Below are 14,112 nucleotides of genomic sequence, written 5' to 3' on the forward strand. Positions count from 1 at the left end.
AGGCCAAGTATCCTCGGCAGACCGCACGCGCCCCATGGGCGGGTGGCCATTTGATAATTGTTTGCATTTGCGCGTCAAGCCCGGACATATCTCGTCACGCGCCGCGACACTAGAGGATAGACATGAAGTTTCTTTGCCAAGGCTCAGAATTGGCCGACGCCAGCAGTCGCGGTTTCGACATCGACGGCCAGAAGCTCTTCGCCGTGCGCCGGGCGGGTCAGGTTTACGTCTATATCAACCGCTGCCCGCACCGGGGCGTCGGCCTGGAATGGAAGCCCGACCAGTTCCTGGACCCCAGCAACAGCCTGATCCAGTGCGCCACCCACGGCGCACTGTTTCTGATAGAGGACGGCGAATGCGTCGCCGGCCCCTGCGCCGGGCAATCCCTGACCGCTGTCGACTGCCGCGAAGACGCGCAAGGGATCTGGGTCAGCCTTTAACCGTTGAGCAGCACGTCCAGACGTCGATCCACCACCATCCCTTCGTGGCTAAGTTGCACGCCATAAGCCAGCACCTCAACGCCGCACGCCACCGCCTCACGCAATGCGGCGGCGTAGGCCGAATCGATTTCTTCTGCAGGACGCACGGCCTCGATACCGCTGAGATTGACGCAATACAACTGCACCGCACGAATCCCGTCCCGCGCCAGATGCGCCAGTTCCCGTAAATGCTTGGCCCCGCGCTGGGTCACCGCATCGGGAAACGCCGCCACCGCTGTCCCGTCATAACCCAGGGTGACGCTTTTGACTTCCACGTACGCCGGCCCGCTCGGGTAATCGAGGCGAAAATCGATACGGCTGCTTTCCTGACCGTAGGCCACTTCCCGTTTCAGTTCGGTAAAGCCGTTCAGCTCGCTGATCACACCTGCGCGCAGCGCTTCTTCGATCAAACCGTTGGCGCGCCCGGTGTTCACGCAAAACAGCCGGCCTTGCGGGGTTTCGCCGATTTCCCAGGTGCCGGGCAACTTACGCTTGGGGTCGTTGGAACGACTGAACCAGACCTTCCCGCCCTCGACCTGACAATTAAGCATCGAGCCAGTATTAGGGCAGTGAATAGTCAGCAACTCGCCGGTAACGGTTTCGATGTCGGCGAGAAAACGCTTGTAACGGCGGATCAAACGACCTTCTTCGAGGGGAGGATGAAAACGCATCAGCCTTGCCAGCTCTTCAAGCCGCGCGCGATGCGCTCCACCGCTTCTTGCAAGCGCGGCAGGCTTTGGGTGTAGGCAAACCGCACGTGATGCCCGGCCTGATACCGCCCGAAGTCCAGGCCCGGGGTGATCGCCACATGCTCGGTTTCGAGGAAGTGTCGGCAGAACGCGAAGGCATCGCCGCCGAATTGGCTGATATCGGCGTACAAGTAGAACGCGCCTTCAGGTTCCACGGCGATACCGAAACCGAGTTCACGCAGGGCCGGCAGCAGGAAATCGCGACGACGACCGAATTCGGCGCGACGCTCTTCCAGGATGGCGATGGTGGCGGGCTCGAAGCAGGCCAGCGCGGCGTGCTGGGCCATGCTCGGCGCGCTGATGTAGAGGTTTTGCGCGAGTTTTTCCAATTCGCCGACCGCCGCTTCCGGCGCCACCAGCCAGCCGAGGCGCCAACCGGTCATGCCGAAATACTTGGAAAAACTATTCAGGACGAAGGCGCTGTCATCGACTTCCAGCACACTGGCCGCGTCAGTGCCGTAGGTCAGGCCGTGGTAAATCTCGTCGACCACCAGATGGCCGTGGCGCTGCTTGATCGCCGCCGACAGCCCGGCCAGCTCATCGCGGGTCAGGATGGTCCCGGTCGGATTGGCTGGCGAGGCCACCAGGGCGCCGACGCTGTCGTGATCCCAATGCCGCGCCACCAGGTCCGGGGTCAGTTGATAGCGCACGTCCGGGCCGACCGGCACCAGCTGCGCCGCGCCTTCCACCAGGCGCAGGAAGTGTCGGTTACACGGGTAGCCAGGGTCCGCCAGCAGCCAGTGTTTGCCGGGGTCGACTAGCAAGGCGCTGGCCAGCAACAATGCACCGGAACCGCCCGGCGTCACCAGAATTCGCTGTGGATCAATGTTCAGCCCGTACCGCTGCTGGTAAAAGCCGGAAATGGCCTCGCGCAGTTCAGGAATGCCCCGGGCCGCTGTGTAACGGGTCTTGCCCGCAGTCAGCGCAGCCTGGCCGGCCTGGATGATCGGCTCGGCGGTGGTGAAGTCCGGTTCGCCGATCTCCAGGTGAATCACATCGTGGCCGGCGGCTTGCAGTTCATTGGCCCGCGCCAGCAGCGCCATGACATGGAATGGTTCGATCGCACGACTGCGCGCACTGTAGGACTGAGCCATTAGCCTTCCTTCAACGGGGAAAAGAATCGATTCTACCTATCCGCTGGAACGAGGGAGAACCTAAAGCGGTCAGAGCCGTATAACCGGGGCTGCAAACGACTCAAGCGAGTGTCTCAGCTTTGACTAAAATCAATATTTGATCAGGCCTCCAACACCACCAGACAAGGCTTTGCAATCATTTGCAAGCACCCTGGGCCACTACCTCGACATCCGGGAGTAGCGCGGCCCGTTTTGATCTGGTAAGTTCGCCCGCTTGCAGCCGCAGGGCCGGCAGGTGTCGGTGATGGAGCAATCCTGCGCAATGGATTACAAGAGTAGAGGCGGTCCATTTCATGCCCACCCAAGCAAAGCAGCAAAACCAGTCGATCAGCGGCTTCGAACCCTACGTAGAAGTAAAGGGCGAGGAGTACATGGGCAAGCCCATGCGCGCTCACTTCACCAAGATCCTGAATAAGTGGAAACAGGACTTGATGCAGGAAGTCGACCGTACGGTTGATCACATGAAAGACGAAGCGGCCAACTTCCCTGACCCGGCAGATCGTGCCAGCCAGGAAGAAGAATTCAGCCTTGAATTGCGCGCCCGCGACCGTGAGCGCAAGTTGATCAAGAAGATCGACAAGACGCTGCAATTGATCGAAGACGAAGAATATGGCTGGTGCGAGTCCTGCGGCGTCGAGATTGGCGTCAAGCGACTGGAAGCCCGCCCTACCGCCGACATGTGCGTTGACTGCAAGACCCTGGCGGAAATCAAGGAAAAGCAAGTCGGCAAGTAATCTCGACTTGAATTAAAAACGGAGCGTGCGAACGCTCCGTTTTTGTTTCTGACATTTGCTGGCGCCTATGGCGAATTCGAAATCGCTTTCGCGAGCAAGCTTCGCTCCTACACAGGCTTGCGCCGCCCTTTGTAGGAGCGAAGCTTGCTCGCGAAGGCGGCTTCAAGCCGTGCCCAAAACGATTGAACAGCCTAATATCGGCCCTTATGACTGCCTCCGCCCCCTACATCGGCCGCTTCGCCCCCACGCCCAGCGGCCACCTGCACTTCGGTTCGCTGGTCGCCGCGCTGGCCTCGTACCTCGACGCCCGCTCCGTGGGGGGGCGCTGGCTGATGCGCATGGAAGACCTCGACCCGCCCCGGGAAGAACCTGGCGCTCAGGCTGCGATTCTCAACGCGCTGGAAAGCTACGGTTTCGAGTGGGACGGCGAGCTGGTGCGCCAGAGCGATCGTCACGACGCCTACGCCGAAGTGCTCAATCGCCTGTTCAATCATGGCCTGGCCTACGCCTGCACCTGTTCGCGCAAACAACTGGAGCCGTATCACGGCATTTACCCGGGCCTGTGCCGCAATGCCGGGCATGGCACCGAAGACGCCGCGATTCGCCTGCGCGTGCCGGAGCTGGAATATCACTTTATCGACCGGGTACAAGGCGAATTCCGTCAGCACTTGGGCCGGGAGGTCGGCGATTTCGTGATTCGTCGCCGCGACGGGCTCTACGCCTATCAATTGGCCGTGGTCCTCGATGACGCCTGGCAGGGCATCACCGATATCGTGCGCGGCGCCGACTTGCTCGACTCCACGCCACGCCAGCTCTATCTGCAAGAACTGCTCGGCCTGCGCCAACCGCGCTACCTGCATGTGCCGCTGATTATCCAGCCCGATGGCAACAAGCTCGGAAAATCCTACCGTTCGCCGCCGTTGGCGGAAGATCAGGCCACGCCGCTGTTGCTGCGGGCCTTGCGGGCGCTGGGGCAGAATCCGGGGGCTGAACTGGCCTACGCCACGCCCCGGGAAGTGCTGGATTGGGGCATTGCCCACTGGGATGCGGCACAGATCCCGCGCACACTGACCCTGCCCGAAGCGCAACTGCAGTGATGGCACTTGCAGTCGCGCTGCCATCCGTTACCATCGCCGCACGTTTTCGGGCACGCGCATAAAAAAGAGAGGCCGGGATGTACATCTATCGCTTGGTCCTGCTTTTGGTAGTGGGGATTTACCTGTTCTCCCCGGCCATCATGGATTGGTGGATCGACGCCACGGGTGCCTGGTATCGGCCGTATCTGCTCTGGTTGATCCTGATTGTCGTGACCTTCATCCTGCAGAGCCAAAAAGATGCCGATGAGCTTTAGCCTGACCCAGATGATCCTGATCAGCGCCGCGTACCTGGCGGTGCTGTTCGGCGTCGCCTGGATCAGCGAACGGGGCATGATCCCGCGCGCGATCATTCGCCACCCGCTGACCTACACCCTGTCGCTGGGGGTTTACGCCAGTGCCTGGGCGTTCTACGGCACGGTCGGCCTGGCCTATCAGTACGGCTACGGCTTTCTCTCCAGCTATCTAGGTGTCTCCGGTGCATTCCTGCTGGCGCCGGTGTTGCTGTACCCGATCCTGAAAATCACCCGCACCTATCAACTGTCGTCGCTGGCGGACTTGTTCGCCTTCCGCTTCCGCAGCACCTGGGCCGGCGCGCTGACCACGATTTTCATGCTGATCGGCGTGCTGCCGCTGCTGGCGTTGCAGATTCAAGCGGTGGCCGACTCCATCGGCATCCTCACCCGCGAACCGGTGCAGCACCGCGTGGCCCTGAGCTTCTGCGCGCTGATTACCCTGTTCACGATTTTCTTCGGCTCTCGGCACATTGCGACGCGGGAGAAACACGAAGGCCTGGTGTTCGCGATTGCCTTTGAATCGGTAATCAAGCTGATCGCCATCGGCGGCGTTGGCCTGTACGCGTTGTATGGTGTGTTCGATGGCCCGCAACAGCTGGAACTGTGGCTGCTGCAAAACCAGACCGCCCTCGCCGCCCTGCACACGCCGCTGCAGGAAGGCCCGTGGCGCACGTTGTTGCTGGTGTTCTTCGCCTCGGCGATCGTGATGCCGCACATGTACCACATGACCTTTACCGAAAACCTCAACCCGCGCTCGCTGGTCAGTGCGAGCTGGGGCTTGCCGCTGTTCCTGTTGCTGATGAGTCTGGCGGTGCCGCTGATTCTCTGGGCCGGGCTGAAACTCGGCGCCACGACGAATCCGGAATACTTCACGCTGGGCATCGGCATCGCCGCCAACAACAAGGCGTTGGCGCTATTGGCCTATGTCGGCGGTTTGTCGGCGGCCAGCGGCTTGATCATCGTCACCACCCTGGCGCTGTCCGGGATGGCGCTCAACCATTTGGTGCTGCCGCTGTATCAGCCGCCGGCCGAAGGCAATATCTACCGTTGGCTGAAGTGGACCCGCCGGGCGCTGATCGTCGCGATCATCATGGCCGGCTACGGCTTCTACCTGCTGCTGGGCGCCGAGCAAGACCTGGCCAACCTCGGCATCGTCGCTTTCGTCGCCACCCTGCAATTCTTGCCGGGCGTTCTTTCGGTCCTGTACTGGCCGACCGCCAACCGTCGCGGCTTCATCGCCGGTTTGCTCGCCGGGATCCTGGTGTGGATGGTGACCATGTTGATGCCGCTGGTGGGCAATCTGCAGGGTTTCTACATTCCGCTGCTGAACATGATCTACGTGCTCGACGACACCAGTTGGCACATGGCGGCGATTGCCTCGCTGGCCGCCAACGTGCTGATGTTCACCCTGATCTCGCTGTTCACCAACGCCAGCCCGGAAGAGGCCAGCGCCGCCGAAGCGTGTGCGGTGGACAACGTCCGTCGCCCGCAACGCCGGGAACTGCACGCCGCCTCGCCCCAGGAATTCGCCACCCAACTGGCCAAACCCCTGGGCGCCAAGGCTGCACAGAAGGAAGTCGAACAAGCCCTGCGCGATCTCTATCTGCCCTTCGACGAGCGCCGGCCGTATGCCTTGCGTCGTTTGCGTGACCGCATCGAAGCCAACCTCTCCGGCCTGATGGGACCGAGCGTCGCCCAGGACATGGTGGAAACCTTCCTGCCTTATAAGGCCGGCGGCGAAAACTATGTGACCGAAGACATTCACTTCATCGAAAGCCGTCTCGAGGATTACCACTCGCGCCTTACCGGCCTGGCGGCTGAACTCGATGCCCTGCGCCGTTACCACCGCCAGACCTTGCAGGAACTGCCGATGGGCGTCTGCTCCCTGGCCAAGGATCAAGAGATCCTGATGTGGAACAAAGCCATGGAAGAGCTGACCGGGATCGCCGCGCAGCGCGTGGTCGGTTCGCGCCTGAGCACCATTGGCGATCCGTGGAAAGAATTGCTCCAAGGCTTTATCAACCTGCCCGACGAGCACTTGCACAAACAGCACCTGGCCCTCGATGGCCAGACCCGTTGGCTGAACCTGCACAAAGCGGCCATCGATGAACCGCTGGCGCCGGGCAACAGCGGCCTGGTGTTGCTGGTGGAAGACCTGACCGAAACCCAGATGCTCGAAGACAAACTGGTGCACTCCGAGCGCCTGGCGAGCATTGGCCGGTTGGCGGCGGGCGTGGCCCATGAAATCGGCAACCCGATCACCGGCATCGCCTGCCTGGCGCAGAACCTGCGCGAAGAGCGCGAGGAAGATGCCGAGCTAACGGAAATCAGCGGACAGATTCTGGAGCAGACCAAACGCGTGTCGCGCATCGTCCAGTCGTTGATGAGCTTCGCCCACGCCGGTAGTCATCAGCACAGCGACGAGCCCGTCTGTCTGGCGGAAGTGGCCCAGGATGCCATCGGCTTGCTGGCCCTGAACCGGCGCAATTTCGAAGTCCAGTTCTATAACCTGTGCGACCCCGATCACTGGGTCGAAGGCGATCCCCAGCGGCTGGCCCAGGTGTTGATCAACCTGCTCTCCAACGCCCGCGACGCCTCACCGCCGCACAGTGCGGTACGGGTCAAAAGCGAAGCCGGCGAACACACGGTCGACCTGATCGTGGAAGACGAAGGCAGCGGTATTCCGAAGAACATCATGGATAGATTGTTCGAACCTTTCTTCACCACCAAGGATCCTGGCGAAGGCACCGGTCTGGGCCTTGCACTGGTCTATTCCATCGTTGAAGAGCATTATGGACAAATCACCATCGACAGCCCGGCTGATGTTCAAAGCCAACGCGGTACCCGTATCCGGGTGACTTTGCCGCGTCATGTCGAAGCGACGTCCGCTGTGAACTGAGACCGTCGAGAGTATCGAATCAATGCCGCACATTTTGATCGTCGAAGACGAAACAATTATCCGCTCCGCCTTGCGCCGTCTGCTGGAACGTAATCAGTACCAGGTCAGCGAAGCCGGATCCGTGCAGGAAGCACAAGAGCGTTTCAGCATTCCCTCGTTTGACCTGATCGTCAGTGACCTGCGCCTGCCTGGCGCACCGGGCACTGAACTGATCAAGCTCGGTCAGGGCACTCCGGTGCTGATCATGACCAGCTACGCCAGCCTGCGTTCGGCCGTCGATTCCATGAAGATGGGCGCGGTGGATTACATCGCCAAGCCTTTCGATCACGATGAGATGCTCCAGGCCGTTGCGCGCATCCTGCGTGATCGCCAGTCGTCCCCCGCCGCTGGTGAACCCGTGGTCGGCAAAGCTGCCAATGGCGCGGCGAAACCGGGCGTCGATAACAGCAATGGCGAGATCGGCATCATCGGCTCCTGTCCGCCGATGCAAGACCTGTACAGCAAGATCCGCAAAGTCGCCCCCACCGATTCCAATGTCCTGATCCAGGGCGAGTCCGGTACTGGTAAAGAACTGGTGGCCCGCGCCCTGCACAATCTGTCGAAACGCGCCAAGGCGCCGATGATTTCGGTGAACTGCGCGGCCATCCCGGAAAGCCTGATCGAGTCCGAACTGTTCGGCCACGAAAAAGGTGCGTTCACTGGCGCCAGCGCCGGGCGTGCCGGGCTGGTGGAAGCGGCGGACGGCGGCACCCTGTTCCTCGATGAAATCGGCGAACTGCCCCTCGAAGCCCAGGCCCGCCTGCTGCGCGTGTTGCAGGAAGGTGAAATCCGCCGGGTCGGTTCGGTGCAGTCGCAGAAGGTCGATGTGCGCCTGATCGCCGCCACCCACCGGGACCTCAAGAGCTTGGCGAAGATCGGCCAGTTCCGTGAAGACCTTTATTACCGTCTGCACGTGATTGCCCTGAAACTGCCGGCCCTGCGCGAGCGCGGTGCCGACGTCAACGAAATCGCCGAGGCCTTCCTGAAGCGGCAGAGCGCGCGAGTCAACCGCACCGATCTGAAGTTTGCCCCGGATGCCGAGCAGGCAATTCGTCACTACACCTGGCCGGGGAACGTGCGCGAACTGGAAAACGCGGTCGAACGCGCGGTGATCCTGTGCGAGAGCCCGGAAATCTCCGCCGAGTTGCTGGGCATCGACATCGAACTGAGCGATCTGGGCGATGACGATTTCATTGGGCTGCCCCCACAACAGGGCAACGCCGCCGGTAACAACAGCCATGAGCCGACCGAAGACCTGTCGCTGGAAGACTACTTCCAGCACTTCGTCCTCGAGCATCAGGACCACATGACCGAAACCGAACTGGCCCGCAAACTCGGGGTCAGCCGCAAATGCCTGTGGGAACGGCGCCAGCGCCTGGGCATTCCACGGCGCAAGACCGGTGTCGCCAGCGAGAGCTGAACGTCACCTGTCAGGTGTGCGGGTAACACGTGATTGTGTGAAAAAACTGTTACCCCAGTCTTTTCACGTAACAGAAGCCGGGGCTTACGGTAACGAAGCCCCGGTTTTTTTTGGCCCCGAAAAACCTTGTTACCTGGCCTAACCCCTTGTTTTGCTGGGCTTCACAAAAGTTGGCACGCACCCTGCTATATGTTTAGTACAAGAACAATAACAAGCAATGCACAAGACAATAAAAATAAGACGAATCGACTCACGCACAATAAAAACAAGACGGCGAGAGGCGCAGCTAACTGATTCTTTTGGAGAGGCGTTGTATTTGGGGCTTGCCCCACGACCAGGCCGAGAACAACAAAAACTGTCCTAAGACAGAGCCTGAACTGGTTGGATCGCAAGATCACTGCAACACAGCGACCAAAGCAATCCGTTTGCTCTTGGCTCCCGATTGGGAGGGTCATGAAGGAAAAACTTCATGACGAGGGCACTTAACAAAAACAAAAAGCCCGAAACCAATAATAAAAATAGAGCATGCAACTACTTCTTGGGGAGCTTCGGCTCCCCTTGTAGTTTCTGCGATTTGATAAAAACGCCCCAAGCGCCCGTCGCTGGCAGCTTAAAGCTTGCGGCTTACAGCTCATATTTGCTGTGTCCTACACCATCCCCCGACTAAATGCTAGAATCCCGGCCCATCATGCGGTCATTCTTCGTTATGGCCGAACATTCCTTCAAACAGTGCATCCCATGCTGAAGAAGCTGTTCCAGTCATTCCGTTCTCCCAAGCGTCATACGCAACACATCCGCAGCACGCCTGAAGTGCTTAACAGCGGCCAACATTCGCTGCAGAAGGCGCAATTCAGCCGTTACGCGGTGAATATCGTCGAACGCCTGCAGAACGCCGGTTACCAGGCTTACCTGGTCGGCGGTTGTGTGCGTGACATGATGCTCGGCATCACGCCGAAGGATTTCGACGTCGCTACCAGTGCCACCCCTGAACAAGTCAGGGCCGAATTCCGCAATGCGCGGATCATCGGTCGTCGCTTCAAACTGGTGCACATCCACTTCGGTCGCGAAATCATTGAAGTCGCGACGTTCCGCGCCAATCACCCGCAAAACGATGAAGAGGAAGACAGCAACCAGTCTTCCCGCAACGAGAGCGGGCGCATCCTGCGTGACAACGTCTACGGCACCCTGGAAGAAGACGCGCAACGCCGCGACTTCACCATCAACGCCTTGTATTACGATCCGGTCAGCGAGCGCATTCTCGACTACGCCAACGGCGTACACGACATCCGCAATCACCTGATCCGCCTGATCGGCGATCCAAAGCAACGCTATCAGGAAGACCCGGTACGGATGCTGCGGGCCGTGCGTTTCGCCGCCAAGTTGAATTTCGGTATCGAAAAACACAGCGCCGCGCCGATCCGCGACCTGGCGCCGATGCTGCGCGAGATTCCGTCAGCACGCCTGTTCGAAGAAGTGCTCAAGCTGTTCCTCTCCGGCCATGCCGCAGACACTTTCGAGATGCTGGTCGACTTGCAGCTGTTCGATCCCCTGTTCCCGGCGAGTGCCGAGGCGTTGGAATACAACCCGACGTACACGCACACGCTGATCAGTGAAGCGCTGATCAACACCGACCTGCGGATCAAGCAGAACAAACCGGTGACCCCGGCGTTCCTGTTTGCAGCCTTGTTGTGGCCTGCCCTGCCGGCTCGTGTGTTGCGTCTGCAAGAGCGTGGCATGCCGCCAATCCCTGCGATGCAGGAAGCGGCCCACGAGCTGATCGCCGAACAGTGCCAGCGCATCGCAATCCCGAAACGCTTCACCATGCCGATCCGCGAGATCTGGGACATGCAGGAGCGTCTGCCACGTCGCAGCGGCAAACGCGCCGACCTGTTGCTCGACAACCCACGGTTCCGTGCCGGTTACGACTTCCTGCTGTTGCGCGAAAGCGCCGGCGAGCAGACCGATGGCCTGGGCGAATGGTGGACCGACTATCAGGACGCCAACGACAGCGAACGTCGCGACATGATCCGCGACCTCAGCGGCAAGGATGAAGGCACCGGCGCCCCGCGCAAGCGTCGTCGCAGCGGTGGCGCCAAGCGCAAACGCACGGCCGGCGCCCCGAGCACCACGGGCGAGTAAGTCATGGAACGCATCTACATCGGCATGGGCAGCAATCTGGCTGACCCCGCCGAACAGTTGCGCAGCGCCGTCGAGGCGCTGGCGCGGTTGCCGAAAACCGAACTGGTCGGCGTCTCCGCGTTTTACCAAAGCGATTCGCTGCTGCCCGGCCAACCCCGCTACACCAACGCCGTCGCCGCCCTCGACAGTGACCTCGCGCCACTGGAACTGCTCGATGCGCTGCAAGCCATCGAGAACGAACAGGGCCGCGAACGTCTTGAACGTTGGGGGCCACGCACGCTGGACCTCGACATCGTGTTGTTCGGTGATCGCCTGATCGACGAGCCTCGGCTCAAGGTGCCGCATTACCACCTGCAGGAACGTGCCTTCGTGCTGTATCCGCTGGCCGAACTGGCGCCTGTGGATTTGCGCCTGGCGGATGGCCGGACTCTCAGCGAATTGCTCGCCGCCTGCCCGTTCATCGGGTTGGAGCGCCTTTCCCAAAACTGACGCAAATCCCCCGTAGGAGCAAAGCTTGCTCGCGATTGCGGCCTGACATTCAGCCCCCAGGCCGACTGACCGAACGCCATCGCGAGCACGCTTTGCTCCTGCAAGCGTCTATTTCCCCCGGTAACACCCCCACCGTAACAACGCGGTAACACACACAATTGACTTCCCGAGTCCTCCTCACGACTATAGGCGTCCCGCTGCCGCCAACGCGGCGCTAAAGGGCGCAATCCAGGCCTTATAAGCACGACAAAAGACCGTGCGCCTGAGTAAATGAAGAATCACGCGCGTTACTCGCAGTAGTTTCCATAGCGCCTGAACGAGGATTTTTTACATGCCAGCCATCACCCTGACCACGCTCCAGAGCCTCAAGCAGAAAGGTGAAAAAATCACCATGCTGACCTGCTATGACGCGACCTTTGCCCACGCCTGCAACGAGGCCGGTGTTGAAGTGCTGCTGGTGGGCGACTCCCTCGGCATGGTTCTGCAAGGTCACGACAGCACCCTGCCCGTTACCACCGCGGAAATGGCCTACCACGTGGCCTCCGTTAAACGCGGCAACAGCGACGCCCTGATCCTCGCCGACCTGCCGTTCATGGCCAACGCCACCCTCGATCAGACCATGATCAACAGCGCCACGTTGATGCAGGCCGGCGCGCACATGATCAAGGTTGAAGGCGCCCTGTGGCTGGCGGACTCGATCCGCCTGCTGGCCGAACGTGGTGTGCCGGTGTGCGCGCACATGGGCCTGACCCCACAAGCGGTCAACATCCTGGGCGGCTACAAAGTCCAGGGTCGTAGCGAAAACCAGGCCCGGCAGATGCGCGCCGACGCCATCGCCCTGGAACAGGCCGGTGCTTCCATGCTGCTGCTCGAATGCGTACCGAGCGAGTTGGCGCTTGAAATCACTCAGGCCGTGGGCATTCCGGTGATCGGCATTGGCGCTGGCAGCGGCACCGACGGCCAGGTCCTGGTGCTGCACGACATGCTCGGCCTGTCCATCACTGGGCGCGTGCCGAAGTTCGTGAAGAACTTCATGAATGGCCAGGCCAGCATTCACGCAGCCTTGAGCGCTTATGTCGCTGAAGTCAAAGCCGTCTCTTTCCCAGGTATCGAACACGGATTCTCTGCATGAACACCGTCAAAACCGTCCGCGAACTGCGGGCTGCCATCGCCCGTGCCCGCGGTGAAGGCAAGCGAATCGCCTTCGTCCCGACCATGGGCAACCTGCACAGCGGCCACGTCGCGCTGATTACCAAAGCCGCGCAACGGGCGGATTTCGTGGTCGCGAGCATCTTCGTCAACCCGCTGCAATTCGGCGCCGGCGAAGACCTCGACAAGTACCCGCGAACCCTGACGGCCGACCAGGAAAAACTGCTCCAGGCCGGTTGCCACTTGCTGTTTGCCCCCACTGTCGAAGAAATGTACCCCGACGGCATGGCCGGCCAGACCCGGGTCAGCGTGCCGCAATTGTCCGAAGGCCTGTGCGGCGCCAGCCGTCCGGGGCATTTCGAAGGCGTGGCGACCGTAGTCAGCAAGCTGTTCAACATGGTCCAGCCGGACCTGGCGATCTTCGGCCAGAAAGATTTCCAGCAACTGGCGGTGATTCGCGCGCTGGTGCATGACTTGAACATGCCAATCCAGATCATCGGCGAACCGACCGTACGGGCCGCCGATGGCCTGGCGCTGTCGTCGCGCAATGGCTTCCTCAGCGAAGAACAACGTGCGACCGCGCCGGTGGTGTACCGCACGCTGGCGACGATTGCCGAGGCCATTAAACAGGGTGAGCGCGATTATCCGGCGCTGATCGACGGGCAGGTTAAACAGCTCGAAGCGGCGGGTTTGCGTAGCGACTACCTGGAAATCCGCCATGCCGTGACCTTGCGTCCGGCGACCCCGGAAGATCGGGACCTGGTGATTCTGGTGGCGGCGTTCCTCGGGACGACGCGGTTGATCGACAACCTGCACCTGAACCTCGACGCGTCCTGACACCGCAGAAACCTGTAGGAGCGAAGCTTGCTCGCGAAGGCGTCCTATCCGTCGATGAAGATGTCGAACGTGACGGCCTCTTCGCGGGCAAGCCTCGCTCCTGCACGCTCCCGCGCGGCTTCGCCCTGTATTGCCGCCCCTCAAGCCTTCGGGCAATATGCCCGCCGTTCGATTCCGACCTGGGAAACCACTCATGCACGCCATCATGCTCAAGGCCAAGCTTCACCGCGCCGAAGTCACCCACGCAGTTCTCGATTACGAAGGTTCTTGCGCCATCGACGGCGATTGGCTGGACTTGTCCGGCATCCGTGAATACGAACAGATCCAGATTTATAACGTCGACAACGGTGAACGCTTCACCACCTACGCGATTCGTGGCGAAGCAGGCTCGCGCATGATCTCGGTGAACGGCGCTGCGGCGCACAAAGCCAAGGTGGGCGACCGGGTGATCATCTGTGCCTACGCGCATTACAGCGAGGCCGAACTGCTCAACTTCAAGCCGCGCATGTTGTACATGGCGCCGGGCAATGAGCTGAGCCACACCAGCAACGCCATCCCGGTTCAGGTGGCCTGATCGCAGCCTCCGTCCGTCTGTCGGGGGATTTGCGGTTTGAATGTTAAAAAAGTACAGAAAACCAGTCATACAAAGCGAAGA

The 14,112-nt window shown here is 60.7% G+C and carries 13 protein-coding genes; 11 read left to right on the forward strand and 2 right to left on the reverse strand.

The window, feature by feature from the left end:
• The first annotated feature begins 122 nt into the window (after window positions 1-122).
• Window positions 123-440, forward strand: coding sequence for a Rieske (2Fe-2S) protein (locus ACY4LX_RS28785; protein ID WP_149661072.1), 318 nt, complete (start codon window positions 123-125; stop codon window positions 438-440).
• Here the strand turns inward: ACY4LX_RS28785 and sfsA are convergent.
• Window positions 437-1,150 (reverse strand): DNA/RNA nuclease SfsA, encoded by a 714-nt coding sequence (sfsA, locus tag ACY4LX_RS28790; protein WP_463258489.1) that lies wholly within the window; start codon window positions 1,148-1,150, stop codon window positions 437-439. The genes ACY4LX_RS28785 and sfsA overlap by 4 nt on opposite strands.
• Window positions 1,150-2,322 (reverse strand): pyridoxal phosphate-dependent aminotransferase, encoded by a 1,173-nt coding sequence (locus ACY4LX_RS28795; RefSeq protein WP_133837726.1) that lies wholly within the window; start codon window positions 2,320-2,322, stop codon window positions 1,150-1,152. Before ACY4LX_RS28795 ends, sfsA begins: the two co-directional genes overlap by 1 nt.
• 332 nt (window positions 2,323-2,654) lie before the next feature.
• Between ACY4LX_RS28795 and dksA the strand changes: the two genes are divergently transcribed.
• The 10 genes from dksA to panD all read left to right on the forward strand — a co-directional run bounded on the left by dksA (window position 2,655) and on the right by panD (window position 14,031).
• Window positions 2,655-3,095, forward strand: a complete 441-nt coding sequence (gene dksA / locus ACY4LX_RS28800; protein WP_149661070.1) for an RNA polymerase-binding protein DksA — start codon at window positions 2,655-2,657, stop codon at window positions 3,093-3,095.
• Window positions 3,096-3,301: 206 nt separating this feature from the next.
• Window positions 3,302-4,192: a tRNA glutamyl-Q(34) synthetase GluQRS gene (gene gluQRS / locus ACY4LX_RS28805; protein WP_463258490.1), complete on the forward strand. Its 891-nt coding sequence runs from the start codon at window positions 3,302-3,304 to the stop codon at window positions 4,190-4,192.
• Window positions 4,193-4,269: 77 nt separating this feature from the next.
• On the forward strand, window positions 4,270-4,446 hold the full coding sequence (locus ACY4LX_RS28810) for a hypothetical protein (protein ID WP_003176118.1): 177 nt from the start codon (window positions 4,270-4,272) through the stop codon (window positions 4,444-4,446).
• Entirely contained in the window at window positions 4,430-7,384 is a 2,955-nt protein-coding gene (locus ACY4LX_RS28815) for a sensor histidine kinase (RefSeq protein WP_185058163.1), read from the forward strand. Before ACY4LX_RS28810 ends, ACY4LX_RS28815 begins: the two co-directional genes overlap by 17 nt.
• Before the next feature lie 22 nt (window positions 7,385-7,406).
• The gene (locus ACY4LX_RS28820; RefSeq protein WP_463258491.1) at window positions 7,407-8,843 is read left to right on the forward strand and encodes a sigma-54-dependent transcriptional regulator; all 1,437 of its coding nucleotides are present in this window, start codon (window positions 7,407-7,409) and stop codon (window positions 8,841-8,843) included.
• A 738-nt stretch (window positions 8,844-9,581) separates the two neighbouring features.
• Entirely contained in the window at window positions 9,582-10,982 is a 1,401-nt protein-coding gene (locus tag ACY4LX_RS28825; RefSeq protein ID WP_149661065.1) for a polynucleotide adenylyltransferase PcnB, read from the forward strand.
• 3 nt (window positions 10,983-10,985) lie between these two features.
• Window positions 10,986-11,471: a 2-amino-4-hydroxy-6-hydroxymethyldihydropteridine diphosphokinase gene (gene folK, locus ACY4LX_RS28830; RefSeq protein ID WP_149661064.1), complete on the forward strand. Its 486-nt coding sequence runs from the start codon at window positions 10,986-10,988 to the stop codon at window positions 11,469-11,471.
• 331 nt (window positions 11,472-11,802) lie between these two features.
• Window positions 11,803-12,603 carry a 3-methyl-2-oxobutanoate hydroxymethyltransferase gene (gene panB / locus ACY4LX_RS28835; protein WP_463258492.1) on the forward strand — a complete coding sequence of 267 codons (801 nt, stop codon included), beginning with the start codon at window positions 11,803-11,805 and terminating at the stop codon, window positions 12,601-12,603.
• Entirely contained in the window at window positions 12,600-13,457 is an 858-nt protein-coding gene (gene panC, locus ACY4LX_RS28840; protein WP_463258493.1) for a pantoate--beta-alanine ligase, read from the forward strand. The genes panB and panC overlap by 4 nt, the downstream gene beginning before the upstream one ends.
• A gap of 193 nt (window positions 13,458-13,650) precedes the next feature.
• Window positions 13,651-14,031: an aspartate 1-decarboxylase gene (gene panD / locus ACY4LX_RS28845; protein ID WP_253432033.1), complete on the forward strand. Its 381-nt coding sequence runs from the start codon at window positions 13,651-13,653 to the stop codon at window positions 14,029-14,031.
• Window positions 14,032-14,112: the final 81 nt, after the last annotated feature.

Source organism: Pseudomonas sp. Emmai (genome assembly GCF_055179735.1).